Genomic DNA, 24,704 nt, shown 5'->3' with positions numbered 1-24,704 from the left:
ACGGAGACCGCCGTGAAGTGGGTGGCGGGAAACCGCTGTGATGAGGGCGGAAATCCGCCAAGGACGCAGGAAGGCAGTGGGCGGCGTGAGGCGGTGCGGGCTGCGGTTCGGACTGCTGGGGCCGCCGGTTCTCTACGACGTCCAGGGTGAGGTCGGTGAGAGCGCGGCTGCCCCTGCAGGCATCGGCGACACCGACGTCAAAGCCATCGGCAGCCCCAAGGTCCGCACCCTGCTCGCCGCCCTGCTCCTCGAAGCCGGCCGTGTCGTCTCCGTCGACTCGCTCAAGGACGCTCTGTGGGGCGGGGCACCGCCCGCGTCCGCGCAGGCCTCGCTGCACAACCACGTGGCCCGGCTGCGCCGGCTGCTCGACGACCCCGAGCGGCTGCGTGCGGTGCCGCCCGGTTATGTGCTGCGGGTCGAACAGGGCGAGCTGGACGTCCATGTCTTCGAGCGCCATCTCGCCACGGCGCGCGGTGCGTACGCCGCCCGTAACTGGGAGCGGGTCGTGCGCGAGTGCACGTCCGCGCTGGCGCTGTGGCGCGGCACCCCGCTCAGCGGGCTCCCCGCCGAGCTGGGCGGATACGCCTTCGTCCAGCGTCTGAAGGAGGCGCGGCTGCTGCTTCTGGAGTGGCGTTACGACGCCGAGCTGGCCGTCGGCGGCGCCCGACTGGACGGTCTCGTACCGGAGTTGGCGGCTCTGACCGCCGAACATCCGCTCCGGGAGGCGTACCACCGCCAGCTGATGCTCGCCCTGCACCGCACCGGCCGCCAGGCCGAGGCCCTGGCAGTCCACCGTGACCTGCGCACCCGTCTGGTCGAGGAACTGGGCGTGGAACCGGGCCAGTCGGTGCGGGAGGCACACACGGAGGTACTCCGCACCGCCCCAGCACCGGCTCCGGCCCACGGGCCCGCACTCGCCGAGGGCGAGGAACCCCCACAGGGGCCACCCGCACCCGACGACGAAAGCAGTACGGGTGGTGCGGGTGGCACCCCAAACCCGGCCGAAGGCCGGGTGCCCGCCCACACACCCGCACCGGCCCAACTTCCGCCACCCCCACCCCACTTCACCGGCCGCACCCCCGAACAAACGGACCTGCAGCAAACCCTGCTCAACCGGCGGAGCCACCCCGCCGTGCTCAGCGGCATGGCCGGCGTGGGCAAGAGCGCCCTCGCACTGCAGGTCGCCCACGACCTGCGGGAACGTTTCCCCGACGGTCAGCTGTACATCAACCTGCACGGCGCCACCCCCGGCATGACCCCGCTCACACCCGCCCAGGCCCTCACCGCCCTGCTCCGAGACCTCGGCACCGAGCCACGCCGTATCCCCGAACACCCGGACGCGGCCGCCGCGTTGCTGCGCTCCCTGCTCGCCCCGACCCGCACCCTCCTGCTCCTGGACGATGCCGCGAACGCCGCTCAGGTAAGGCCACTGCTGCCGGCCGGGGCCGGGTGCGCCGTGATCGTCACCAGCCGCTCGCCGTTGACCGCCCTCGACGGCGCCCGGCGCTTCCCGCTCACTCCCTTGGGCGCCGAAGAGAGCGCCGAGCTGCTGCGAGCGGTATCCGGCCGCGGTGCCCTCGACGCGTCGCACGCCCTCGTCGAACTCACCGGCCGTCTCCCGCTCGCCCTGCGCATCGTCGCCGCCCGCCTCGCCGCGCGCCAGGCGCTCACCCCGGACGTGCTCGCCGGCCAACTCGCCGCCACGGAAGGGCGGTTGCACCACCTGGAGTACGACGACCTGAGCGTCCGCCGCTCCCTGGCCGTCGCCCACGACGCGCTCGCCGCCTCGGAGCGCGAGGCGGACCGGGACGCCGCCCTCGTGCTGCGCGGCATCGGCGCCCTCGACCTGCCTGCGTACGGCGCACCCCTGCTCGCCCATCTGGTCGGCACCGATGCGCGCCGTGCCGAGGCCGCACTGGACCGGCTCGTCGACGTGGCCCTCCTGGAGGAGACGGCATACGGCCGCTACGCCCCCCACGACCTGGTCCGCGACTTCGCCCGCGAACTGGCCGGAGACGCCAGTGACATCGACGCCGCCCTGCCCTGGTACGCGGCCGTCGCCGAGCGCACCCTCACCGCGATCGTCGAACCGGGCCTCGACCAGGACGACCGCCGCCGCCCGACCGCGGCCCAGCCACCGGACCACGCGGCCCACGTCGCCGCCCTCCCCACCTTCGAATCCTCCGAACAGGCCTTCGCCTGGGGCGACACGGAGCTGCTGAACATCGTCACGCTGGTCGAGCGGTACGCCGACGACTCCGACCATGCCGCAGGAACCGATGGACAGGCCAAGGACCAGGCCAACGAACAGGCCAAGGACCAGGCCAAGGACCAGGCCCTCAGAGCCGCCCGCATCTCCACGCTGATCCGCCTCTTCTTCCCCTACGTGCTGCGCAGTGGCCGCGTCGCCGAGATGGAGGTGCTCGGCCGGGCCGCCCTGCGTATGGCGCGGCGGCTCGGTGACGAGGCCGCCGAGGCGTATGCGCTGGGCGACCTGGCCGGCCTGCACTTCCTGACCGGGCGGCAGAGCGAGGCCCTCACCCTCAACGACCGGGCGCTGACGATCTGGCGCCGGCTCGACCACGTCTCCTGGATGCGCCGCTGCCTCAACAACCGCGGCCTGCTGCTCGAAGGACTCGGCCGTTACGAGGAGTCCGGATGGGCCCTGCGCCAGAGCCTGGAGTACTCACGGCGGTTGGACGACCCGTACGGCGAGGCCGTGACCCGCAGCCACCTCGGCAACCTGTACGAGCACACCGACCCGCGGGCCGCGATCGAGCAGCACCGGCGCTCGCTCGCCATCGGCGACGAGATCGGCGCCGTGATCGTGCAGCACTCCGCGCACTGCAACATCGGCTACGCCCATCTGACGCTCGGCGAACCGGCCGCCGCCGTACCCCATTTCGAGGAGAGCCTGTGCATCCTCGGCGGTCACGGTGACTGGCACGGCGAGTCGCAGACCCGGCTCGGGCTGGTGCGCGCGCTGCGGCTGCTCGGTCGTACGGAACGGGCCGAGGACGAGTGCGCCGAACTGCTCCGCCGCGCGGACGCCCGCGCCGACCGCTTCACGGGCGGTCTCGCCCGCCACCAGCAGGGGCTTCTGCTGCGGGAGCGGGGCCGCGCCGAGGAGGCGTACGGACTATGGAGCGTGGCGCTCGACGCACTGGACGGGACGGACGAGAGCGCGGTGGTGGCCGAGCTGAGGGAGCTGCTCGGGCAGGCGGACATACGGTGATCCCCGCGCTCCCGCCCAACACCCGCCGCCCGCCGGTCACTTCGCGTCCGCATAGCACTCCACCACCGCCGTAGTGAACGGAAACCGCACCGGTGTCTCCCCGAATGTCAGCCGCCCTGCCAGCTCCGCCGCCTCCCTGATCGCCGTGACCACCGCTTCCGCCTCCTTCTCGGGGCAGTGCACGATCACCTCGTCGTGCTGGAAGAAGACCAGCTCGGCCGCCATGTCCGCGCAGGTCTGCCGCAGTGCGGCGAGCACCAGCAGGGTCCAGTCGGCGGCGCTGCCCTGGACGACGAAATTGCGGGCGAAGCGGCCGCGGGCGCGGGTGTTGGTGGAGGCGTAGCCGGGCACCCACTCGGTCCCGGCGGGGGCCTCGGCCGGGTCGTCCTGCGGGATGCCCGCCTCCTCCGCCGCGTCCTCGCCCGCTCCGGCCGCCGGCGGACAGGTCCGCCCCAGCCAGGTCCGTACGAGGCGCCCCTCCTCGCCCGCGCGTGCCGCGTCGTCGACGTATGCGACCGCCTTGGGGAAGCGGCGTCTGAGCGCGGCGAGGTTCTTGAGGCCGTCGCCGGAGGTCTGGCCGTACACGGCACCCAGCACGGCGAGCTTGGCCTGGGCGCGGTCGCCGGAGAAGGCCCGGTCGGAGACGGACTGGTAGAGGTCGGTCTCGCGGCCGGCCACCTCCATCAGCCCCGGGTCGCGGGAGATGGCCGCAAGCACGCGCGGCTCCATCTGGTCGGCGTCGGCGACGACGAGCCGCCAGCCGGGGTCGGCGACCACCGCGCGCCGGATGACCTTGGGAATCTGCAGGGCACCGCCGCCGTTGGTGACCCAGCGCCCGGTGACCGTCCCGTGTGCGAGGAACTCGGGCCTGAACCGCCCGTCCCGCACCCAGTCCTGCAGCCAGGACCAGCCGTGGGCGACCCAGATGCGGTACAGCTTCTTGTACTCGATCAGCGGCTTCACGGCCGGGTGGTCGACGGACTCGATCTCCCAGCGCCGGGTGGACTTGACCTTGATCCCGGCCTGGGCGAAGGCCTTGATGACGTCCGCGGGCAGATCGGGCCGTACCCGGCGCCCGAAGGCGGCCGACACCTCGTCCGCGAGTTCGGCCAGGCGCCGGGGCTCGCCACCGCCCGCGTACCGCTCGCCGAGCAGCTCGTGCAGCACCCGGCGGTGCACCTCGGCGCTCCAGGGCAGCCCGGCGCGGTTCATCTCGGCGGCCACCAGCATCCCCGCCGACTCGGCGGCGGTCAGCAGCCGCATCCGGTCGGGATGCGCGGTCGCGTCGTGCCGGCGCTGCTGCTCGGCGTACACCTCGACGAGGTCGGGCAGTGGCACATGGACGGTCTGCGGCTCGAAGAGCGGGGACTGGGCACCCGGCTCGGCCGAGCGCAGGGGCGGGTCGGGCGGCACGGGGCCGCCGCGGAGCCGGCCCAGGGCGGCAGCCGCCGAACGAGGTTGGCCGTACCGCCCCTCGTGGCCCAGCAGGAGGGTCTCGGCGTCCTCGATGTCGTAGCACCGCTCCACTCGCACCCCCGTGGCGAGCAGACGCGGATACACCTCGGCCGTGGACCGCCAGACCCACCGCGCGACCTCCGGCCGCCCCCGCACCGCGGTGGCGAGATCGGGCTCCCACCGCACCGCCCCGCCGAGCAGCCCGTCCGGACCGAGGGGGGCGATCTCCACGCCACCGTCCTCGGCCGGAGCGAGCGCCCAGCGGTCGGTCATGGTTGCGAGTGTGGCAGGCGGGTCTGACAACGGCCCCGCAGCCGCTTCAGCTCGGCTCGGGCGGGGCCTGCAAGTACTTCTCCAGCGCCTTGACGAGCTCGGCCTCCACCCGGTCCTTCTCGATGCCGAGGCCGGACAGCACTCCCGAGCCGTGCTCGAACTCCAGCAGGGCCAGCAGGATGTGCTCGGTGCCGACGTAGTTGTGGCCGAGGCGGAGGGCCTCGCGGAAGGTGAGCTCCAGGACCTTCTTGGCGTCGGAGGCGTACGGGACGAGCTCGGGGGCCTTCTCCGCGGCCGGCGGGAGCGCGGCGGTAGCGGCCTCGCGCACGGCGTCGAGCGAGACGCCCTGCAGCACGATGGCCTTGGCGGCCAGGCCCTCGGGCTCGGCGAGCAGACCGAGGACCAGGTGGGCGGGGACGACCTCGGTGTGGGGCGCGGCCTTGGCCTCGTTGTGCGCGGTCATCACCACGTTGCGCGCGCGCAGGGTGTAGCGGCCGAAGCCCTGGTTCGGGTCGAGCGCGGTCGATTCCTTGGGCACGAACCGCTTCTGCGCGGCCTGCCGGGTGACGCCCATGCTCTGGCCGATGTCCGTCCAGGACGCGCCGGAGCGCCGCGCCTGGTCCACGAAGTGGCCGATCAGGTGGTCGGCCACCTCACCGAGGTGATCGGCGGCGATCACCGCGTCCTGGAGCTGGTCGAGGGGTTCGGCGTGAACCTTCTTGATCGCCTCGATGAGGTCGTCGAGGCGTACGGATGACGTGGTCGGGTTCGTCGACATGTGTCAACCGTAGGTTGACACCCAGGTGTCGTCAACCCCGGGTTGACACTCGAAATGCGTCCACGCGTGCGTGCCTACTTCGGCGACGCCGCCAGCCGCACCGCCAGTCCCGTGAACACCGTCCCGCTGAAGATGTTCAGCCCGCGCGCCACCCGTCGGCTGCTGCGCAGCAGCGCGGAGAGCTTCCCGGAGAGCAGGCCGATCGACCCGTCCACTCCGAACCCCATGACCGTGATCGTCAGCCCGAACACCAGGAACTGCTCGCGCACATGCCCGAGCCCGGGATCCACGAACTGCGGCAGGAAGGCGACATTGAAGAGGATCACCTTGGGGTTGAGCAGATTGGTGACCACCCCTTGCCAGAAGGCACGCCGCCGCCCGGGCCCTGCCACCGCGCCCTCCCCGACCGGCACCGCACGGTCCCGGAAGGCCTTGACGGCGAGGTACAGCAGATAGGCCGCACCCGCCCAGCGCAGCACGTGATACAGCGTCGGCAGCGTCAGGAACAGCGCCGAAAGACCGAGCGCCGCGGCGACCGTGTGCACGAACATCGCGCAGGCCACGCCGAACGCGGCCAGCACTCCGGTCCTGGGCCCGCCCCGTCCGCCCATCGCCACGATGAACATCATGTCGGGGCCGGGAGTGATGCAGAGCGCGAAGGCGGCGACGAGGAACGCCGCATACGAAGACATGTCCACCATGCGGCCATGCTTTAACCGGCCCGGGACGGCCGCGACCGAATTTCGGTGCGTGAGACCAGTCCGCGAAAACGCCATGTGAAGCACATGGGGGCGGTGATTGACTCACCTGCCATGACCACGACCACTGCCACGACCACGGTGACGACGAACTCCTCCGCGGCCCCGGCCTCCGCCTCAACTCCCGCCCCCGTCACCGACGTTCCCGCGGTCGTCGACGAGACGGCCCGGCTCCTCACGGAGCACTACGTCTTCCCGGACGTCGCCGAGCAACTGGCCGCGCTCCTGCGCCGGCGCCTGGCGGAGGGGGCGTACGACGTGGAGAGCGCGGAGGAGCTCGGCGGCCTGGTCACCGCGGATCTGCAGTCGGTCAACGGCGATCTGCACCTGCGGCTCAAGTACCACCCCGAGCGGGTGCCGCAGGCCCAGGGCGAGGCCACGTTGGCCGCGATGCGCCGTGACTTCGACGCCTCCCTGGGCGGCGTGCCCCGGGTGCAGCTACTGGAGGGCGGCACCGCCCTGCTCGGACTGGCCCCCGCCCTCTTCCCGCTGTCCTGGGCGGCCGAGCCGCTCTCCGCCGCGCTCACCCTGGTCGCCCGCGCCGACGCGCTCGTCCTGGACCTGCGGGACAACGGCGGGGGAGACCCGGACACCGTCGCCTTCGTCTGCAGCTACCTCCTGGACGAGCGCACCCACCTCAACACCATGTACGCGCGCGTGGGCGACCGTTACGACCAGTCCTGGAGCCTGCCGCACGTCCCCGGCGCCCGCTTCGGCGGCACCAAGCCGGTCTACGTCCTCACCGGCCCCCGCACCTTCTCGGCCGCCGAGGAACTGGCCTACAACCTCCAGCAGCTGGGCCGGGCGACCATCGTGGGGGAGTCCACCCTCGGCGGCGCCCACCCGCGCGAGGGCTGGACGGTCCACCCGAACCTGGAGGCCACGATCCCCGTCGGCCGCTCGATCAACCCGGTCTCCGGCACCAACTGGGAGGGCACCGGCGTCCTCCCCGACGTCCCGTGCGCGGCCCCCGACGCCCTCGACCGGACACTTGCCCTGATCCGAGGCTGACCCGGTTGTCAGTGCCGCGTGGCACGATCGACGAGTGACCAGCACTACGTCCAGCACCGTCGAACGCGCCTTCCGGGCCGCCCTGTACGCCGAGACCGACACCGCCCTCGACACGGGCGCGTCCCTGCTGGCCGGGGACCCGGCGGCGGACGCCGAACTCGCCCGTCGCGGGCGCGAGTTCGTCTCGGCGGCCTGGCGGCGCGGGTGGCAGCCCGCCGATGTCGTCCGCATCGTGCGGCGCGAGCTGGACGACGTACACGTACGGCTGGCATCGGAGCTGATCCGCGCGCAGGCACCGGACGACCGGCCGCGGGGTCCCCGCTGGCGGGCGCAGCTGGACGAGCTCGCCGAGCAGGCCGCCGAGACCGCCGCCGCCCCACCCCGCACCGATCGCTTCACGCACGCGACCACGGTCCTGGAGCTGTACCGCCTGCTGCTGCGTCTGCCGGGCCTCGAACCCCTCGAAGAACACGAGCCCCCGGCCGGCCGGCAGCCCAGGCCCGAGTCCCGCATGCTCACCCGCATCCGTGCGCTGCTCGCCAAGGCGGAGGCGACCGGATTCCCGGAGGAGGCGGAGGCGCTCACGGCCAAGGCGCAGGAGCTGTCGGCCCGGCACAGCATCGACGAGGCGCTGCTCGCTGCCCGGGCGCCGTCCCCCGATGCGCCCGGCGCCTGCCGGATCGGCGTCGAAGCGCCGTACGAGCAGGCCAAGGCGGTATTGCTGGACGCGGTCGCCACCGCGAACCACTGCCGGGCCGTGTGGAACGAGCCGTTCGCCTTCTCCACGGTCGTCGGTTTCGAGGCCGACCTGGAGGCCGTCGAGCTCCTCTATACCTCGCTCCTCGTGCAGGCCACGACCGCGATGACGAAGGCGGAGACGGCCCAGCGAGCGGGCGGCCGCAGACGCACCAAGACCTTCCGGCAGTCCTTCCTCGCCGCCTACGCCCACCGCATAGGCACCCGCCTCGCGGCGGCTGCCGAGACGCAGGTGACGGACGATCTGCTCCCGGTGCTGGCCTCCCGCGAGGTCGCGGTCACGGCCCAAACGGACCGCATGTTCCCCGAGACGACCACGACCCGCCTGCGCGGAGTGAGCGACGAGGCGGGCTGGACGGAGGGCGCGCAGGCGGCGGACCGGGCACAGGTGGGGGCCCGGCCACGGTTGCCCTGAGGGCCGGAGGGCTTGAGGGCCTGAGGCCCCGGGACGTCAGTCGCCGGCCTGCTGGAAGGCGGTCACCGAGGCGTTCGGCTCGCCCGCGGCGCCCTTGAGGGCGACCTCGCCGTACGACCACGTGAAGCTGTGGTCGGCGGTGGAGCCGGGCAGGGTGAACTTGACCGTCTTCACCGGGAGGCTCTTCTTGCCGCCCGTCCCGCCCCGCACGTACGTGATCGTGAAGGAGGCGGTCGCGTCCTTGGCGAGGGTCAGCTTCTGGGTCTTCGCGGCCTTGTCGGCCGGGACGGTGCTGGAGACGTTGCCCGCGTAGAGGTCGACGCCCGGGAAGCCGTTCAGGGTGCACTTGGTGCCGCGGTTGGTGATCGTGACGGTGACGTTGCCGGAGTCCCCGGCGGACGGGGCGGCGCTCGCCGCGACCTGCACGCCGACGGTGTCGAGCGTGCAGGCGTCACCGGCCTTGTTCTTGTTCGTGGAGCTGCTGTCGCCGCCGTTGCCGCCGCAGGCGGTCAGGAGGAGGGCCGCGGCGAGAGCGGCGACGGTGATCGGGGTGGCGCGCATGTGGATCCTCTGGTGCTCTCGGTGCTCTGCGGCGTGACGCCGGTGATCATGGTGCTCTGCGTCGTGGACGCCGGTGATCGCGTGCATGGTTCATCCCGCACGATCCCATGAAGCGGTTGCCCGGCCCTGCCGGACTTGCGCCCGGCCCTGCCGCACTACTGCCCGAGGCTCGCCGTCGGCAGCCCCGACGGCAGGGTCCCGCCCTGCGACCTGGTGTACGTCTCCTTGCCGACGCTGCCCGACCAGGTGATCTCCAGCGAGCTCTTGGACACGGAGTCGACCATCCCCGTCGCCCGCTCCTTGCCGCCCTTCGTGCAGGTGAGGTGGATCATCTGCATACCGACCTCCTTGCCCGCGGTCCCGCTGCACACGGACCCGCCGGTCGAGAAGAGCCCGGCCTGCTTGCCGGTGATCACCAGGGCGACGGCCTTGCCGCCGGTCGTGGCGAGCCAGCTGCCCTGCAGGCTGCCGGACGCGCTCGTCGTCCCGCCGGTGCCGCCGCCCGTGTCCGCGGTGGAGGGCGCTGAGGCGGACGGGCTGGACGAGGACTCGTCCTTGGAACCGCCGCCGCTGCTGCACGCGGTCAGCACGAGCGCACCCGCCAGCCCCGCGGCGGCGGCCGCGATCCGCAGCTGCCGGCGCGACACCGTGCGGGCAGGACGCGTGAAGATCGCCGAAGTCACTGGTAGCTCCCAAGCTCTAGCAGGCGGTGGTCGGCCGCCCGGCCACGTGGCCGAAACGCCCGCAGCAAGCTACCAGCCGCGGCCGTCCGGTCCATGGGGAGCGCCTGTGAGACTTACCGGGAGGATTTGCGCACGCCGCCGCACGCCGCCGCACGCTGTCGCACGCCCCCGGCTCCTCGGCGATCACGACGGCACGTCCCCACTCACCACGAAACTCACCACGAAGACTTGCGCACCCCCGGCAAATACCCCGCATGCGCCTGCCCCCGCAACGAAACCCGCGACAGCCCGAACGCCCGGAAGTACCCCCGCGGCCGTCCGTCCACCTGGTCCCGGTTGCGTACCCGCGTCGCGCTGGCGTCGCGCGGCTGGCGCCGCAGCTCCCGCTGGGCGGCGAGCCGTTCGGCCTCCGTCGACGACGGGCGCCGGATGATCTCCTTCAGCTCGGCGCGCCGCTCGGCGTACCGGGCGACGGTCTCCTGCCGCTTCCCGTTCTTCGCGATCTTGCTCTTCTTCGCCATCAGACCCGCACCCCCCGCGCACGGATCCGCGCCACGGCCGCCTCGACGCCGATCGTGTCGACGGTCTTGATCCCCTTCGTGCTCAGCCGCAGCCGTACGTACCGGCCCTCGCTCGGCAGCCAGTAGCGCTTGCTCTGGATGTTGGGGTCGAAACGGCGGGACGTACGCCGGTGGGAGTGGGAGATGCGGTTGCCGAAGCCCGGCTGGGCGCCGGTCAGCATGCAGTGCGCGGACATGGGTGACGTACCTCTCCTGAAGCGATTCTCAAGCGATGTCGCTAATGGAATTCATTTTCAGTAACATAGCAGCATGGCTCGCAACGAACTCCGCCCGGTCATCAGACTCCGGTCCACCGCGGGGACCGGCTTCACCTATGTGACCCGCAAGAACCGCCGCAACGACCCCGACCGCATGACCCTGCGCAAGTACGACCCGGTCGCCGGTCGTCACGTCGACTTCCGAGAGGAGCGCTGAACCACCGCCATGCGCAATGGAATCCACCCGGCCTACGGTCCCGTCGTCTTCCGCGACCGAGCCGCGAACCACGCCTTCCTCACCCGCTCGACGATGAGCAGCGACAAGACGATCGAGTGGGAGGACGGCAGCACCTACCCCGTCGTGGACGTCGAGATCTCGAACGTCAGCCATCCCTTCTACACCGGCACCGCCCGCGTCCTGGACACCGCCGGCCGCGTGGAGCGCTTCGAGCGCCGCTTCGGGAAGCGGGACGGAGCGTGAACCTGTCGGTCGTGATCGTCGGCGGGCTGCACGCCGACGCCCGCAGGGCGACCGTCGCCCGCCTGCTGGCCGACGTCCCCGGCAGCGTCGTACTCCACCATGACCTCGGGTCGGCCGCGGCGGGCACGGTCGTACGGACGATCCGCGACGCGACCGGCATCGTGTCGGCCGGCGAGACGCCCCTGGTCAACGACTGCGCCTGCTGCGCGCTCCGGGAGGACCTCGTGCCCGAGCTGCGCCGGCTCGCGGACGCGGGCGGCACCCGCCTCGCCGTCGTCGAGCTGTGGGACTCCGTCGAGCCGAAAGCCATGGCCGAGGTGGTCGTGGCCGGCGGGCTCACCGTCACGGGCGTGATCACCGCCGTGGACCCGGCGCTCGTCCTGCCCTGCCTCGGCAACGGCGACGACCTCGCCGAGGGCGGCCTCGCCGCGGCGGCCACGGACCAGCGCACGGTCGCGGACACGTTCGCGCGCCAGCTGGAGTACGCCCCCGTCCTCGCCGTCACCGACTCCGAGGAGGCCGACGACGAGGACCGCGAACTGCTGGGGCAGCTGCATCCGACGGCCCGTCAGGTCGTCATCGGCCAGGGCGACCTGGCGGGTGCCGCCCTCGCGGGCTTCGACGTCGAAGCGGCGGCGGCCGCCCAGCACCCCGCCTGCGCCCTACTCCCCGCCGAGGCCGACGCGCACGGCGTCTCCACCCTCGTGTGGCACCGCGACCGCCCCTTCCACCCGGAGCGGCTGTATGCGGCGCTGGAGGACCTGACCTGCGCCGCAGCCCGCAGCCGGGGCCGGTTCTGGCTCGCCGACCGGCCGGACACCCTGCTGCACTGGGACGCGGCGGGCGGGGCGCTGTGCGTGGAGAGCGCGGGCCCGTGGCTGGCCGCGCTCCCCGACGCCGCCTGGGACATGGTCCCGCCCGTGCGCCGCGCCGCCGCCGCGCTGGACTGGCACGCGGAGCACGGCGACTGCTGCCAGCACCTCGTTTTCACCTCACCCGGCCTCGACCGCGACGGACTCGCGCACCTGCTGGAGTCCTGCCTGCTCACCGATGCCGAGTACGCCGCCGGGCGCGACGCCTGGAAGCGGCTGCCGCCCGCCTTCGACACCCTCCTGGAGGTCTGACCCGCATGGCCCGCAAGCCCGACCGCAACCCCGCCAAGTCCCGCCCCAACCCGCTGGACGCGGCCGGAGTGACGTACATCGACTACAAGGACACCGACCTCCTACGGAAGTTCATCTCCGACCGCGGCAAGATCCGCAGCCGCCGTGTCACCCGCGTCACGGCGCAGCAGCAGCGGCTGCTTGCCCGGGCGATCAAGAACGCCCGGGAGGTGGCTCTGCTTCCGTATGCGGGCCGCTGAGGCTTTGTGGCACCCGGCGCTGGTGGCGTCGTCCCCAGGGGGCTCCGCCCCCTGGACCCCCGGTCGGCCTGAACGGCCTCGTCCTCAAACGCCGGACGGGCTGAAAGACACGTACTGGACCGTCACCTGGAAGTTGGAACAAGAGAGCCGTCGTACACGTCTCTTCCTAGGGAATGTCGTGCTGGCTCCGGGGCATGCGCCGGGAACGGGCGCGGCGCCACGTACGTCACATCTGTAACCACAGAACCACCCGGCGTGCACGTGCATCTGCTCATGCATCCGCACGTGAACAGGGCTATGATCCGGACCAGTTGACCACTGCATCACTGGCCCCAAAGCCACTGCACCACCGGGAGCGACCTGTGGACCACGACGTGTACAACGGCATGGCAGCCACGGCGCTGAACGGGGTGGCCTGGCAGAAGAGCCTGCACAGCAACTCGCAGGGCTCCTGCGTGGAGTTCGCCCGGCTGCCCGGTGGGGATGTGGCCGTGCGCAACTCGCGCTTCCCCGACGGTCCGGCGCTCGTCTACACGCGCGCGGAGATCGAGGCGATGCTCCTGGGCATCAAGGACGGCGAGTTCGACCACCTGATCGCGGGCTGAGGCCTGGTCCGCCCCGGGGGCAACTCGGGGCAATCAGCGCTTTACGCGCAGTAACGCGCGTAGAACCCCGGCGTCAGAGAGCGCCGGGGTGCGCTATTCCGCGGGCAGCGGCTGGGGCGAGTGCGGCAGCCGGAACAGTGCCCAGACGACCTTGCCGCCGAGTGTGCCCGCCATCGGGTGCCAGCCCCAGCCGTCGGCGAAGGAGTCGACGAGGAACAGGCCGCGGCCCGACTCCGCCGAGAAGTCGTCCGCCTCGCGCGCGACCGGGCTGGCGTGGCTCGGGTCGCGCACCGCGCACACCAGGCGCTCCGTCCACCGCATCAGATGCAGCCGCACGGGCGGGCTCTGCTCCGCGGTGCACAGGGTGGCGGCCGGCAGGCCGTGCCGCAGCGAGTTGGTGACCAGCTCGGAGACCACCAGGCAGACATCGTCGAAGCGGTCGCCTATGTCCCACTGGTCCAGCGTTCTGCGGGTGAACAGCCTTGCCTCGCGCACCGCTTCGTAGCGGGCGGGCAGAGCGCAGGAGGCGGCGTTGGACACGGCCGCGGGATCCAGCGGCGGAAGGCCCTGCCTTAACGGCTCGAGCATGGTCGATCCATTCGTCCCCATGCGAGGCACTCCCGAGGAATTCGCGGTCGGTGCGTTGCGATGCTGCGGTTGCGCGAGACCATGGTCTTGGATGCGCGGTGCAGATGCAAGGTGCAGATGCACGTGCACGCGACCGAATTGGACCCTCCCGTACCGCTTGTTGGCCATTTTTTCCGCCATCTTCTCTCCCTCTGCTTGCCAACTCCTTCCCCCTTCCTGTGCAGAATCTTTGGGTTCTTTGCTTCTCTGTAATCGGTCGAGTACTGCTCGGAGTGATTTAGTGGCAGACTTCGGCCCCTGAAGGCGTTGGGGAGGCTGGCGAACGTGAGCGTGGGAGAGCCCGGATCGGTGGTGCGGCGCATGCTGCTCGGCTCGCAACTCAGGCGACTGCGTGAGGCACGGGGCATCACGCGCGAGGCAGCGGGCTACTCGATCCGCGCCTCCGAGTCGAAGATCAGCCGGATGGAGTTGGGCCGGGTGAGCTTCAAGACGCGCGATGTGGAAGACCTGTTGACGCTGTACGGCATCACGGACGAGCAGGAGCGCACCTCGCTGCTCTCCCTCGCCCGGGAGGCCAACGTCGCGGGCTGGTGGCACAGTTACTCGGACGTCCTGCCGAGCTGGTTCCCCACCTATGTGGGCCTGGAGGGCGCGGCGCACCTGATCCGGGCCTACGAGGTGCAGTTCGTGCACGGCCTGCTGCAGACCGAGGCGTATGCACGTGCAGTCGTACGGCGCGGCATGAAGGGCGCGAGCAAGGCCGACATCGACAAGCGCGTGGCGCTGCGCCTGGAGCGGCAGAAGCACCTCGTCTCCGAGGGCGCACCCGACTTCCACGTCGTCCTGGACGAGGCCGCCCTGCGCCGCCCGTACGGCGACCGCGAGGTGATGCGGGGCCAGCTCCAGCATCTGATCGAGATCTCCGAACGCCCCAACGTACGGCTGCAGATCATGCCGTTCGGCTTCGGCGGCCACTCCGGCGAGAGCGGCGCGTTCACGATCCTCAGCTTCCCGGAGTCCGACCTCTCGGACGTCGTCTATCTGGAGCAGCTCACCAGCGCGCTCTATCTGGACAAGCACGAGGACGTCACGCAGTACGAGAAGGCGCTCAAGGAGCTCCAGCAGGACAGCCCCGGACCGGACGAAAGCCGCGATCTTCTACGAGGTCTCCTCCAGCTCTCCTAGGGTTCTCCCCATAAGTTCGCTCAGAGTCCCCAACTCACTTGAGACGCAAGTACGATGACGTGTGATCAGACCGTCACGTTGATCGTGTGTCTGCTAGTGATTTGGGGATCACATGTCGTCGTCCTACTTCACCGACCTGGCCAAGCAGTACATCGACGGTGAGTGGCGCCCGGGCACAGGTTCCTGGGACATCATCGACTTCAACCCGTACGACGGCGAGAAGCTGGCGTCGATCACCATAGCCACGGTCGACGAGGTCGACGAGGCGTACAAGGCGGCGGCCCGCGCCCAGAAGCAGTGGGCCGCGACCAATCCGTACGCGCGCCGGGCGGTCTTCGAGAAGGCCCTCGGACTGATCGAGGAGCGCGAGCAGGAGATCACCGAGGTGATCATCGCCGAGCTCGGCGGCACATATCTGAAGGCCGGTTTCGAACTCCACCTGGCCAAGGAGTTCCTGCGCGAGTCGATCCAGTGGGCGCTGCGCCCCGAGGGCAAGATCCTCCCCTCGCCGGTGGACGGCAAGGAGAACCGCCTCTACCGCGTGCCGGTCGGCGTCGTGGGTGTGATCAGCCCCTTCAACTTCCCCTTCCTCCTCTCCATCAAGTCGGTCGCCCCGGCCCTCGCGCTCGGCAACGCCGTGGTCCTCAAGCCGCACCAGAACACCCCGATCACCGGCGGCTCCCTGGTCGCGAAGATCTTCGAGGACGCGGGCCTGCCCGGCGGCCTCCTCAACGTCGTCATCACCGACATCGCGGAGATAGGCGACGCCTTCATCGAGCACCCGATCCCGAAGGTCATCTCCTTCACCGGCTCCGACAAGGTCGGCCGCCACGTCGCCACCGTCTGCGCCTCGCACTTCAAGCGCTCGGTCCTCGAACTCGGTGGCAACAGCGCGATCGTGGTCCTCGACGACGCCGACATCGACTACGCGGTCGACGCGGCGGTCTTCAGCCGCTACGTCCACCAGGGCCAGGTCTGCATGGCCGCCAACCGTGTCCTGGTCGACCGTACGATCGCCGACGAGTTCACGGAGAAGTTCGTCGCCAAGGTGAAGACGCTCAAGGTCGGTGACCCGAGCGACCCGCAGACGGTCATCGGCCCGGTGATCAACTCCTCGCAGGCGGAGGCGCTTTCGGGCGTGGTCGAGCAGGCGGTCGCCGAGGGTGCCACGGCCCTGGTGCGCGGCGCGACCACGGACAACCTGGTCGAGCCCTCCGTCCTCACCGGCGTCCCCGCCGACTCCGCCCTGCTCCAGCAGGAGGTCTTCGGCCCGGTCGCCTTCCTCATCCCCTTCGACGGCGAGGAGGAGGCCGTACGCCTGGTCAACGACACGCCGTACGGCCTGAGCGGCGCCGTCCACACCGGTGACGTCGAGCGGGGCGTCAACTTCGCCAAGCAGATCGACACCGGCATGTTCCACGTCAACGACGGCACGGTCCACGACGAGCCCCTCGTCCCCTTCGGCGGCGAGAAGAGCTCCGGCGTCGGCCGCCTGAACGGCGAGGGCACCGTCGAGTGCTTCACCACGCAGAAGTGGATCTCGGTGCAGTACGGGCGGAGCGGGTTCCCGTTCTAGTTCTCCTGATTCTCCGGTGACCACGGCGGGCCCTTTAGGACGAAAGCTGTCCTAAAGGGCCCGTAGCTTCGTCGGTGTCAAGAGGCCTTCCGAGGCCCCGATCCGACGAAAGGCGACGGTCATGGTCACGCACGTAGCGGCAGAGGCACAGGGCGACGAGCGCGGGGCGCTGCTTGCGTTCATCGAGGAGCAGCGCGGCGGGATCCGGCGGGCGCTGCTCGGGCTGACCGAGGAGCAGGCCGCGAGCAGGCCCAGTGCCAGCGAGCTCTCCCTCTCCGGTCTGCTCAAGCATGTCGCCGAGGTCGAGCAGGGCTGGATCGCCCGGGCCAAGCAGGAGCCCCCGGCGATCAAGAGGGACGAGACCAACTGGCACGAGACCTTCCAGCTCGTCGACGGCGAGAGTGTCGAGTCCCAACTCGCGTACTGGGAGAAGGTCGCCGCCGAGACCGAGGCCTACATCCGCTCGGTGCCGAGCCTCGACGACACCTTCCCGCTCCCGAACGACCCCTGGTTCCCGCCGGAGGGCCGCGTCTCGGTGCGCTGGCTGTGCCTGCACCTGATCCGCGAGACGGCCCGGCACGCGGGGCACGCCGACATCATCCGGGAGTCGCTGGACGGCGCCACCGCCTTCGAGCTGGTCGCCAAGGAGCAGGGCACGAGCTGGGGCTGACGTCAAGGGTCCTACGCTGGCCCCATGTCAGCGATCCGTCTCCTGGTGCTCGGCGCGGTCCGCCAGCACGGGCGGGCCCATGGCTACCAGGTGCGAGGCGACCTGGAGTACTGGGGCGCGCACGAGTGGTCCAACGCCAAGCCCGGCTCGATCTACCACGCGCTCAAGCAGATGGCGAAGCAAGGACTGCTGCACGCGCACGAGATCGCGCCGTCCACGGCCGGCGGGCCGCCGCGCACGGAGTACGAGACCACCGACCGGGGCACCGAGGAGTACTTCCGGCTGCTGCGCGAGGCGCTGACCTCGTACGACCAGAAGACGGATGTGAAGTCGGCCGCCATCGGCTTCATCGTCGACCTGCCGCGTGCGGAGGCGGTGGCGCTTCTGAAGGAGCGGATCCGGCGGATCGAGGAGTGGCGGGGGGCCGTCACCGAGAACTACGTCCCCGAGGACGGACCCGAACAGCTCGGCCACATCGGCGAGATCATGAACCTCTGGATCCACACGGCCGACGCCGAGGCCGAGTGGACCCAGGGGCTGATCGGGCGGATCGAGGGCGGGGCGTACACGTTCGCGGGGGAGGGCGAGCCGTTCGTCGGCGTCCTCGCCGAGGGTGCGGAGAACCCGTATGCGACGGGGGAGCGGCATCCGGAGGACGACCGCTGATCGGTTTGCCCCTCGGAATTCCCGCGTCAGTGGTGGAATCCGGTGGCCGCGCCCTTGTCCCTGGTTCCCGGGTGCGGTTGCCGGCGCAGCTCCGGCAGCAGGCGGCTGAGGTCCTCGATGAACAGGTCGGCGAGGTCGGACGAGAAGCCGTTGCGGCACACGACCCGCAGCACGGACAGGTCCTCACGGTTGGGCGGGAAGGTGTACGCGGGCAGCAGCCAGCCGTTCTCCCGCATCCGCCGGGACACGTCGAAGACGTCGTACGACGTCACGCCCGGCGCCGTCGTGAAGGCGAACACGGGCAGCTCGTCTCCCCGGGTGAGCAGCTGGAAGTCGTCGAGCGCCTCGACGCGCTCGGCGATGCTCCGGGCCACGTCCCGTGTCGTCTGCTGCACGGCCCGGTAGCCCTCCCGTCCCAGCCGCAGGAAGGTGTAGTACTGCGCGACCACCTGGGCGCCGGGGCGGGAGAAGTTGAGGGCGAAGGTCGGCATGTCGCCGCCCAAGTAGTTGACGCGGAAGACGAGTTCCTCGGGCAGCGCCTCCTTGTCGCGCCACAGCGCCCAGCCGACGCCCGGGTAGACCAGGCCGTACTTGTGCCCCGAGGTGTTGATGGACGCCACGCGCGGGAGGCGGAAGTCCCACACCAGGTCCTCGTCGAGGAAGGGCGCGACCATCGCGCCGGACGCCCCGTCGACATGCACCGGGATGTCCAGGCCGGTGCGCTCCTGGAGGTCGTCGAGCGCCCCGCACAGGTCGGCGATGGGCTCGTACGAGCCGTCGAAGGTGGAGCCGAGGATGCCGACGACCCCGATGGTGTTCTCGTCGCACAGCTCGGCGGCGGCCTGCGGGTCGAGGTGGAAACGGTCGCCCTCCATGGGGACCAGGCGGGCCTCCACCTCCCAGAAGTTGCAGAACTTCTCCCAGCAGACCTGGACGTTGACACCCATGATGAGGTTCGGGCGGGCCGTGGAGGAGGAGTTCCGCTTGCTCCAGCGACGCTTGAGGGCCATCCCGGCGAGCATGCACGCCTCGCTCGACCCGGTCGTCGAACAGCCCACGGCTTCCGACGGATCCGGCGCGTTCCACAGGTCGGCGAGCATCGCCACACAGCGCCGCTCCAGCTCGGCGGTGCGCGGGTACTCGTCCTTGTCGATCATGTTCTTGTCCCGGCACTCCGCCATCAGGATGCCGGCCTGCGGCTCCATCCAGGTGGTGACGAAAGTGGCGAGATTCAGCCGTGCGTTGCCGTCCAGCATCAGCTCGTCGTGCACCAGCTGATACGCCGTCATAGGCGGCAGGGGAGTGTCCGGGAGCCGGTGCTTGGGCGGCGCCTGGGTCATGCCGCCGAGCGGATTGGCCTCCCCGTAGAACGGGTTGACCGACAGCGGGCGTTCGTCGTGCTTCTCGGGACCTTTGTGGAGCGGCATGGTCGTCTCCTTGTGTCGTTGGAGGAACGGATGTCAGCGGATCTGAGTTCCGTCGTCGCGCAGCCGCATCTGGGGCCGGCCGGTCACCAGCAGCCAGGCGGGCAGTGAGGCGAGGCAGAGCAGCGCGATGATCGTCGGGGAGGCCACCAGCACGGCGGCCGTGAACAGGCTCAGCCAGCCATGCCGGGTGACGGCGAGAAGCATGCCCAGGACGCCCGCGGAGACACCGATCGCCGGATCGACACCGGACACGAGCGCGTGCGCGCACAGCCCGAACGCGCCGCCCACGAAGACCGCCGGGAAGATCCGCCCGCCCCGGAAGCCGCAGGATGCGGAGACCAGCAGCGCGGCGAGCTTCACCACCGCCATCTTCATGAACTCGCCCGCCGACCAGCCGTCGGGGTGCTTGGCCAGCTCCGCGATCTGGTCCAGCCCCTTGAAGAGCGTGAGACTCCCGCCCAGGGCTCCCAGCAGCCCCAGGACGAGCCCGCCTACCGGAAGCGCCACCATGGGGTGCCGCAGGCGTTTGAAGACACTGTGGACGTAGGGGAAGGCGTACACCGCGCACATGCCCAGAACGGCGGCCAGCGAGGCGACCACGAGCGCGGCCAGCAGATCGCCCCAGCCGGGATGCCCGCTGAGCGGCGGCAGACCCAGGTCGAGGGTCGGATGCGCCACCAGAGTGGCCGTCATGGCGCCCGCCCCGGCCGCCACCAGCGGCGCGAACACGTTGTCCCACAGCAGCCCGCGCACCTGCCGCCCCACCAGCGCCTCGGAGATCACCAGCGCCGCCGCCACGGGCGTCCCGAACAGCGCGCCGATCGTCGCCGCCTCCGCCAGCGCGATCCAGATGCCGTCCGGCATCCGGGGGATGAACCGCTTCCCCAGCCAGTAGACGAGTCCCACGTTCACCGCGATGATCGGGTTCTCCGGGCCCAGGCTCGGCCCGCCCGCCAGCATCAGCGCGGTCGCCAGCAGCAGCCCCGGGAGCACGACGGGCGGCATGGGGGACGCCTGGAGCCCGAGGGTGGCCGGATCGGGGCCCGCGTGCCCCGGCACCTTCCACACCACGAGCCCGACCGCCACCCCGGTCGCGGTGAGCATGACGAGCATCCACAGGACGGAGTACCGCCCGACCCCCAGCGCGTCCGGCAGGTTCTCCCACAGCACATGCTGAAGGGCCGTCGCTGCCTCACTCACCCCGAGGAACAGCAGGCTGGCCAGCACGCCCACGACCAGAGCGGGAAGGACCAGGGGAAGCAACATGCGCGCGGGTGCTGCAGGGGCGGCGGGCTGCTGCTGCGCGGTGTCGTGGGCCACTAGCTCACGATAAGCGGACAAAACGGACGGAACATCTGGAGTGCCTGCGCCGGGACACGGGCTTGCACCTCACGTGGCGTGAGGACTCACCGTGGAGTGCGTACCGAGAAGGGAGCGGACGAAGTGAGCCACTCGACAGGACAGGTCGGCTACTCGGTGGGACAGGTCGCGGGCTTCGCCGGCGTCACGGTGCGCACGCTGCACCACTACGACGACATCGGCCTGCTCGTCCCGAGCGAGCGCAGCCACGCGGGCCACCGGCGCTACAGCGACGCCGACCTCGACCGGCTGCAGCAGATCCTGTTCTACCGGGAGCTCGGCTTCCCGCTCGACGAGGTCGCCGCCCTGCTCGACGACCCGGCCGCGGACCCGCGCGCGCACCTGCGCCGCCAGCACGAGCTGCTGACCGCCCGGATCGAGAAGCTGCAGAAGATGGCGGCGGCCGTGGAGCACGCCATGGAGGCACGCAAGATGGGCATCAATCTCACCCCGGAGGAGCGCTTCGAGGTCTTCGGCGACAAGGACCCCGAGGAGTACGCCGAGGAGGCGGAACAGCGCTGGGGCGGCACGGAGGCATACGCCGAGTCGCAGCGCCGCGCCGCCACGTACACCAAGGAGGACTGGAAGCGCATCCAGGCCGAGGTCGGCGACTGGGGTGAGCGGTACGCGGCCCTGGTCGCGGCCGGTGCGCAGCCGTCCGGCGAGGCGGCCATGGACCTCGCCGAGGAACACCGGCAGCACATCAGCAGGTACTACTTCGAGGTGCCGTACGAGATGCACCGGTGCTTCGGCGCCATGTACGTCTCCGACGAGCGCTTCAAGGCGTTCTACGACGCCATGCGCCCGGGCCTCGCGGAACACCTCAGGGACGCGATCGAGGCGAACGCGTCCCGCCACACCTCGTAGCCCTCCTGGCCCGGGGGATCACTCCCGGGCCAGGACCACCGCGGTCCCGTACGCGCACACCTCCGTACCCACGTCCGCAGCCTCCGTCACGTCGAAGCGGAACATCAGCACCGCATTCGCCCCACGCGCGCGTGCCTGCTCGACGAGCCGCTCCATGGCCTGGTTCCGGGTCTGCACGAGCGTCTTGGTGAGCCCCTTCAGCTCCCCGCCGATCATCGACTTCAGCCCCGCGCCGATCTGGCTCCCCAGATGCCGGGAGCGCACCGTCAGCCCGAAGACCTCGCCGAGGACCTGCTGGACCCGGTGCCCGGGTACGTCGTTCGTCGTCACGACCAGCACGTCGGGCTGTGGACCCTGACCGCCGCCGTATTCATCGATGCCCATAACCTCACAGCTTTGTGCCAGTCGACGCACAGTGCATCCTGGAGACACCGGTGGAACCTGGGGCGGACACATTGCGTTGATAGCTTTGGGCGGCCCGCACAGGGACGCCGTACCTTCCTCCACCCCCTCAGGAGCCCGGAACCGTGACGACGCTTGCCCTCGGCCCGAGCTGGCTGGATCCGAACAATCTCCTCGACTCGTTCGGCATCTGGGGCCTGCTCCTCATCGTCTTCGCGGAATCGGGCCTGCTCATCGGCTTCTTCCTGCCGGGTGACTCGCTGCTGTTCACCTGCGGCCTGCTGATCACGACGAACCAGCTGAACTTCCCGCTGTGGGCCGCCATCGCCCTGATCTGCCTGGCCGCGATCCTGGGCGACCAGGCGGGCTACATGTTCGGCAAGAAGGTCGGCCCGTCGCTCTTCAACCGCCCCGACTCCCGCCTCTTCAAGCAGGAGAACGTGGTCAAGGCCCACGAGTTCTTCGAGAAGTACGGCCCGAAGTCCCTGGTCCTGGCCCGCTTCGTGCCCATCGTGCGTACGTTCACGCCGATCATCGCCGGCGTCAGCGGCATGAAGTACCGCTCGTTCCTGACCTTCAACGTCATCGGTGGCGTCATGTGGGGCGCCGGCGTCACCCTGCTCGGCTCCTGGCTGGGCAAGGTCGACTTCGTCCACAAGAACATCGAAGCGATCCTCATCCTGATCGTCCTCGTCTCGGTGATCCCGATCATCATCGAGTTCCTGCGCGCCCGCTCCAAGGCCAGGAAGACCCCCGAGCAGTCGGCCCACCACCAGGCCCAGCAGCCCCCGGTCATGGACGACGCGACGACCCAGCTGCGCCGCATCCCGCCGACGGACGACCAGGGCTACCACCACCAGCAGTACCAGCAGCAGCCGCAGCAGCAGCCGTACGACCCCAACCAGCAGCATTACGCCCAGCAGTACCCGCAGCAGACGTACCAGCAGGGCCAGTACGGCGACCAGCAGCAGTACCCGTACAACCAGAACCAGGGTTACTGAAACCGCCCCTCAAGGGGCGCGGGGAACTGCGCGACAAGCCACAAACAAGCTGCACTCGCCGTCAAACAGATCGCACCGAGCTGATAGGCGCTCAGAACCCCCGAGTCCGCTTCGCAGCCCTGCGCCCCGCCGCGGATGCACCCGGCACTCGAAGGAACAACCGCGAGATCTCCGACCCTAGGTTGACCCCGATGGCAATGGCCATGGCCAACGAAGCCGCCGTGGCCAAGGACACCAACCCCTTGTCGACCTCGTTCTGAGCGATCGACAACAACCCGAAATAGGTGGCCGACCCTGGCAACAGGGGCCCGATCGCCGCGGTTGTGTAGGGCAACGCCGAAGCGAACCGATACCGCGACAGCAACTGCCCGAACAGCCCGACCAGCCCCGCCGCCACAGCCGTGGAGGCAACCGGCGAGATCCCACCGGGATAGTGCAGCGCGCCGTACACCGACCACGCGACACCACCGTTCAACGTCACCCACAGCACGGTGGCCCGCTCCTGCTGCAGCAGCACGGCGAACGTCAGTGACAGAAGCATCGACGCCCCGATCTGCCACCCGGGCCGTTCGGCGATGGTCACGGCCGCGTCGGGGTTGAGCTTGGCGCCCAGATTCACCCCGAAATAGAGCACCACCAGCACGCCCACGACGATGCCCACGAACAGGTACATGACCTCCAGCAGCCGCGCCGACGCGGTGATGTAGAACCCGGTCAGCCCGTCCTGTACGCCCGCCACCAGTGCCCGCCCCGGCAGCAGCGCGAACAGCCCACCGGTGATGACCGCGGACGCCTTGACGTCGACGTGCGCCACGGTGAGTGCGATCCCGATGGCCGCGGGAGGCATCGCGGCGACCGTGAACTGGTAGAACTCCGGCAGCCCGCGCCCCGCGCACAGCCAGGCCAGCCGGTCGCCGAGCATCGCGCCCAGCATGGCCGCGATGAAGACGATCCAGTCACCGCCGACGAGCACCGAGGCCGCCCCGGCGAGCAGTCCGCTCGCCCCGGTCAGCACCCAGCCCGGGTACGGGTGCCGGTTGCGCCGGATCTCGGCGAGCCGCCGGTAGGCCTCCTCCAGGGAGATATGGGTCTCCGGGTCGCTGAGGTCGTCCACCAGCTGGAATACGGCCGCCAGCCGCGTGTAGTCGGTGGCCCGGCGGCGCACCGTACGCGACGCCGTCACCGGGTCGTCGACCAGGGACGGCTGATACGAGATCGACAGCAGGGTGAAGGTGACGTTCGGCTCGCAGCGGTCGAGGCCGTAGGACCGGCAGACCGCGAACATCGCGGCCTCCACGTCCTCCGCGCCCTCACCGCCCGCCAGCAGCAACTCGCCGATACGCAGGGTCAGGTCGAGCACGCGCGGGACGGCCGGACCGCCCTCCTCCGCCTTGGGCCCCGGCTCCGGAGCGGGCCGCTCGGCCACCGGCATCCGCAGCATCGTGCGCATCCGGTCCTGCCAGGGCACGTCCTTGGTGAGGCTGACCACCGGTATGCCGGTCGCCGGCGTGAAGGCGACGGGGGCCTGCTTGGCGCTGTAGGTGTCCGGCGTGCTGAACGCCGAACCTTCCGGCTCCGCGCTCGGCGTCTGCAGGACGCCCAGCCCGTCCGGGACGGCGAACTCGGACGTGGTCTCCGACTCGGCGACGCCTCTCGGGGCGGCGAACCCCGCCGGAATGGCGAACTCCGATGTGATCTCCGGATCGAACCCGCCCCTGGCCTCGTCCGACTGCGGCTTGTGGTCCTCCGCCTCCGTCACTTGAGTAACGCTCCCTGTACGACGCGTGCAGCTACGCCAGTATGCGCACAGA

26 protein-coding genes are annotated in these 24,704 nt (G+C 70.6%); 14 read left to right on the top strand and 12 right to left on the bottom strand.

The features are described from left to right. Positions 1-76: 76 nt before the first annotated feature. Complete coding sequence (locus tag P2Q00_RS35135) at positions 77-3,235, top strand: AfsR/SARP family transcriptional regulator (protein WP_275777823.1); 3,159 nt, start codon at positions 77-79, stop codon at positions 3,233-3,235. Positions 3,236-3,271: 36 nt separating this feature from the next. Here P2Q00_RS35135 and P2Q00_RS35130 read toward each other — a convergent pair whose 3' ends face one another. From P2Q00_RS35130 to P2Q00_RS35120, 3 genes are all read right to left on the bottom strand, one after another. Further along, complete coding sequence (locus tag P2Q00_RS35130) at positions 3,272-4,963, bottom strand: bifunctional 3'-5' exonuclease/DNA polymerase (RefSeq protein WP_275777821.1); 1,692 nt, start codon at positions 4,961-4,963, stop codon at positions 3,272-3,274. Positions 4,964-5,009: 46 nt separating this feature from the next. Beyond that, positions 5,010-5,741, bottom strand: a complete 732-nt coding sequence (locus P2Q00_RS35125; protein ID WP_275777819.1) for a Clp protease N-terminal domain-containing protein — start codon at positions 5,739-5,741, stop codon at positions 5,010-5,012. A gap of 74 nt (positions 5,742-5,815) precedes the next feature. Continuing rightward, positions 5,816-6,442: a LysE family translocator gene (locus P2Q00_RS35120; RefSeq protein WP_275777817.1), complete on the bottom strand. Its 627-nt coding sequence runs from the start codon at positions 6,440-6,442 to the stop codon at positions 5,816-5,818. A gap of 111 nt (positions 6,443-6,553) precedes the next feature. Between P2Q00_RS35120 and P2Q00_RS35115 the strand changes: the two genes are divergently transcribed. Both P2Q00_RS35115 and P2Q00_RS35110 read left to right on the top strand, forming a co-directional pair. Continuing rightward, complete coding sequence (locus P2Q00_RS35115; protein ID WP_275777815.1) at positions 6,554-7,510, top strand: S41 family peptidase; 957 nt, start codon at positions 6,554-6,556, stop codon at positions 7,508-7,510. Positions 7,511-7,544: 34 nt separating this feature from the next. After that, entirely contained in the window at positions 7,545-8,681 is a 1,137-nt protein-coding gene (locus P2Q00_RS35110) for a DUF2786 domain-containing protein (protein ID WP_275777813.1), read from the top strand. A 36-nt stretch (positions 8,682-8,717) separates the two neighbouring features. Here the strand turns inward: P2Q00_RS35110 and P2Q00_RS35105 are convergent, their stop codons facing one another. The 4 genes from P2Q00_RS35105 to rpmB form a co-directional block, all read right to left on the bottom strand. Next, positions 8,718-9,242 carry a DUF4232 domain-containing protein gene (locus P2Q00_RS35105; RefSeq protein WP_275777811.1) on the bottom strand — a complete coding sequence of 175 codons (525 nt, stop codon included), beginning with the start codon at positions 9,240-9,242 and terminating at the stop codon, positions 8,718-8,720. 155 nt (positions 9,243-9,397) lie between these two features. Further along, positions 9,398-9,925: a hypothetical protein gene (locus P2Q00_RS35100; RefSeq protein ID WP_275777809.1), complete on the bottom strand. Its 528-nt coding sequence runs from the start codon at positions 9,923-9,925 to the stop codon at positions 9,398-9,400. A 215-nt stretch (positions 9,926-10,140) separates the two neighbouring features. Beyond that, positions 10,141-10,446, bottom strand: coding sequence for a 30S ribosomal protein S14 (rpsN, locus tag P2Q00_RS35095; RefSeq protein WP_275777808.1), 306 nt, complete (start codon positions 10,444-10,446; stop codon positions 10,141-10,143). Beyond that, positions 10,446-10,682 (bottom strand): 50S ribosomal protein L28, encoded by a 237-nt coding sequence (rpmB, locus tag P2Q00_RS35090; protein ID WP_055721790.1) that lies wholly within the window; start codon positions 10,680-10,682, stop codon positions 10,446-10,448. The genes rpsN and rpmB overlap by 1 nt, the downstream gene beginning before the upstream one ends. A gap of 73 nt (positions 10,683-10,755) precedes the next feature. On the opposite strand from rpmB, the gene rpmG reads away from it, so the two are divergent. The 5 genes from rpmG to P2Q00_RS35065 all read left to right on the top strand — a co-directional run bounded on the left by rpmG (position 10,756) and on the right by P2Q00_RS35065 (position 13,152). Continuing rightward, entirely contained in the window at positions 10,756-10,920 is a 165-nt protein-coding gene (rpmG, locus tag P2Q00_RS35085; protein ID WP_020141033.1) for a 50S ribosomal protein L33, read from the top strand. 9 nt (positions 10,921-10,929) lie between these two features. Beyond that, positions 10,930-11,184, top strand: a complete 255-nt coding sequence (locus tag P2Q00_RS35080; RefSeq protein ID WP_275777807.1) for a type B 50S ribosomal protein L31 — start codon at positions 10,930-10,932, stop codon at positions 11,182-11,184. Beyond that, positions 11,181-12,308 carry a CobW family GTP-binding protein gene (locus tag P2Q00_RS35075; protein WP_275777805.1) on the top strand — a complete coding sequence of 376 codons (1,128 nt, stop codon included), beginning with the start codon at positions 11,181-11,183 and terminating at the stop codon, positions 12,306-12,308. The genes P2Q00_RS35080 and P2Q00_RS35075 overlap by 4 nt, the downstream gene beginning before the upstream one ends. Before the next feature lie 5 nt (positions 12,309-12,313). Further along, positions 12,314-12,547 carry a 30S ribosomal protein S18 gene (gene rpsR / locus P2Q00_RS35070; RefSeq protein ID WP_275777804.1) on the top strand — a complete coding sequence of 78 codons (234 nt, stop codon included), beginning with the start codon at positions 12,314-12,316 and terminating at the stop codon, positions 12,545-12,547. 386 nt (positions 12,548-12,933) lie between these two features. After that, positions 12,934-13,152, top strand: a complete 219-nt coding sequence (locus P2Q00_RS35065) for a DUF397 domain-containing protein (RefSeq protein WP_275778131.1) — start codon at positions 12,934-12,936, stop codon at positions 13,150-13,152. Between the two features lie 93 nt (positions 13,153-13,245). On the opposite strand, the gene P2Q00_RS35060 is transcribed toward P2Q00_RS35065, so the two are convergent. Further along, positions 13,246-13,761: an ATP-binding protein gene (locus tag P2Q00_RS35060; RefSeq protein ID WP_425579561.1), complete on the bottom strand. Its 516-nt coding sequence runs from the start codon at positions 13,759-13,761 to the stop codon at positions 13,246-13,248. Between the two features lie 327 nt (positions 13,762-14,088). Between P2Q00_RS35060 and P2Q00_RS35055 the strand changes: the two genes are divergently transcribed. The 4 genes from P2Q00_RS35055 to P2Q00_RS35040 all read left to right on the top strand — a co-directional run bounded on the left by P2Q00_RS35055 (position 14,089) and on the right by P2Q00_RS35040 (position 17,837). Next, positions 14,089-14,925, top strand: a complete 837-nt coding sequence (locus tag P2Q00_RS35055; protein ID WP_500692203.1) for a Sco1979 family transcriptional regulator — start codon at positions 14,089-14,091, stop codon at positions 14,923-14,925. Positions 14,926-15,037: 112 nt separating this feature from the next. Further along, positions 15,038-16,501, top strand: coding sequence for an aldehyde dehydrogenase family protein (locus P2Q00_RS35050; RefSeq protein ID WP_275777799.1), 1,464 nt, complete (start codon positions 15,038-15,040; stop codon positions 16,499-16,501). Between the two features lie 121 nt (positions 16,502-16,622). Further along, a complete protein-coding gene (locus tag P2Q00_RS35045) occupies positions 16,623-17,171 on the top strand; it encodes a DinB family protein (RefSeq protein WP_275777798.1) in 549 nt (182 codons plus the stop codon). Between the two features lie 24 nt (positions 17,172-17,195). Beyond that, on the top strand, positions 17,196-17,837 hold the full coding sequence (locus P2Q00_RS35040) for a PadR family transcriptional regulator (protein ID WP_275777797.1): 642 nt from the start codon (positions 17,196-17,198) through the stop codon (positions 17,835-17,837). Positions 17,838-17,863: 26 nt separating this feature from the next. On the opposite strand, the gene gad is transcribed toward P2Q00_RS35040, so the two are convergent. Together gad and P2Q00_RS35030 are read right to left on the bottom strand one after the other, a co-directional pair. Next, a complete protein-coding gene (gad, locus tag P2Q00_RS35035; RefSeq protein ID WP_275777796.1) occupies positions 17,864-19,264 on the bottom strand; it encodes a glutamate decarboxylase in 1,401 nt (466 codons plus the stop codon). Positions 19,265-19,297: 33 nt separating this feature from the next. After that, entirely contained in the window at positions 19,298-20,584 is a 1,287-nt protein-coding gene (locus tag P2Q00_RS35030; RefSeq protein WP_275777795.1) for an ion channel protein, read from the bottom strand. A 123-nt stretch (positions 20,585-20,707) separates the two neighbouring features. Here P2Q00_RS35030 and P2Q00_RS35025 point away from each other — a divergent pair, with 123 nt between their 5' ends. After that, positions 20,708-21,490, top strand: coding sequence for a MerR family transcriptional regulator (locus tag P2Q00_RS35025; RefSeq protein ID WP_275777794.1), 783 nt, complete (start codon positions 20,708-20,710; stop codon positions 21,488-21,490). 18 nt (positions 21,491-21,508) lie between these two features. Here the strand turns inward: P2Q00_RS35025 and P2Q00_RS35020 are convergent, their stop codons facing one another. Beyond that, positions 21,509-21,874 carry a YbjQ family protein gene (locus P2Q00_RS35020; RefSeq protein WP_275777793.1) on the bottom strand — a complete coding sequence of 122 codons (366 nt, stop codon included), beginning with the start codon at positions 21,872-21,874 and terminating at the stop codon, positions 21,509-21,511. A gap of 143 nt (positions 21,875-22,017) precedes the next feature. On the opposite strand from P2Q00_RS35020, the gene P2Q00_RS35015 reads away from it, so the two are divergent. Continuing rightward, complete coding sequence (locus P2Q00_RS35015; RefSeq protein ID WP_275777792.1) at positions 22,018-22,893, top strand: DedA family protein; 876 nt, start codon at positions 22,018-22,020, stop codon at positions 22,891-22,893. A gap of 91 nt (positions 22,894-22,984) precedes the next feature. On the opposite strand, the gene P2Q00_RS35010 is transcribed toward P2Q00_RS35015, so the two are convergent. Continuing rightward, positions 22,985-24,652, bottom strand: coding sequence for a threonine/serine exporter family protein (locus P2Q00_RS35010; RefSeq protein WP_275777791.1), 1,668 nt, complete (start codon positions 24,650-24,652; stop codon positions 22,985-22,987). Between the last annotated feature and the right edge of the window lie 52 nt (positions 24,653-24,704).

Source organism: Streptomyces coacervatus, from assembly GCF_029223485.1.
GTDB lineage: Bacteria > Actinomycetota > Actinomycetes > Streptomycetales > Streptomycetaceae > Streptomyces > Streptomyces coacervatus.
Note: the sequence above shows the minus strand (reverse complement) of the source record. Positions and strands in the feature narration are given on the sequence as shown.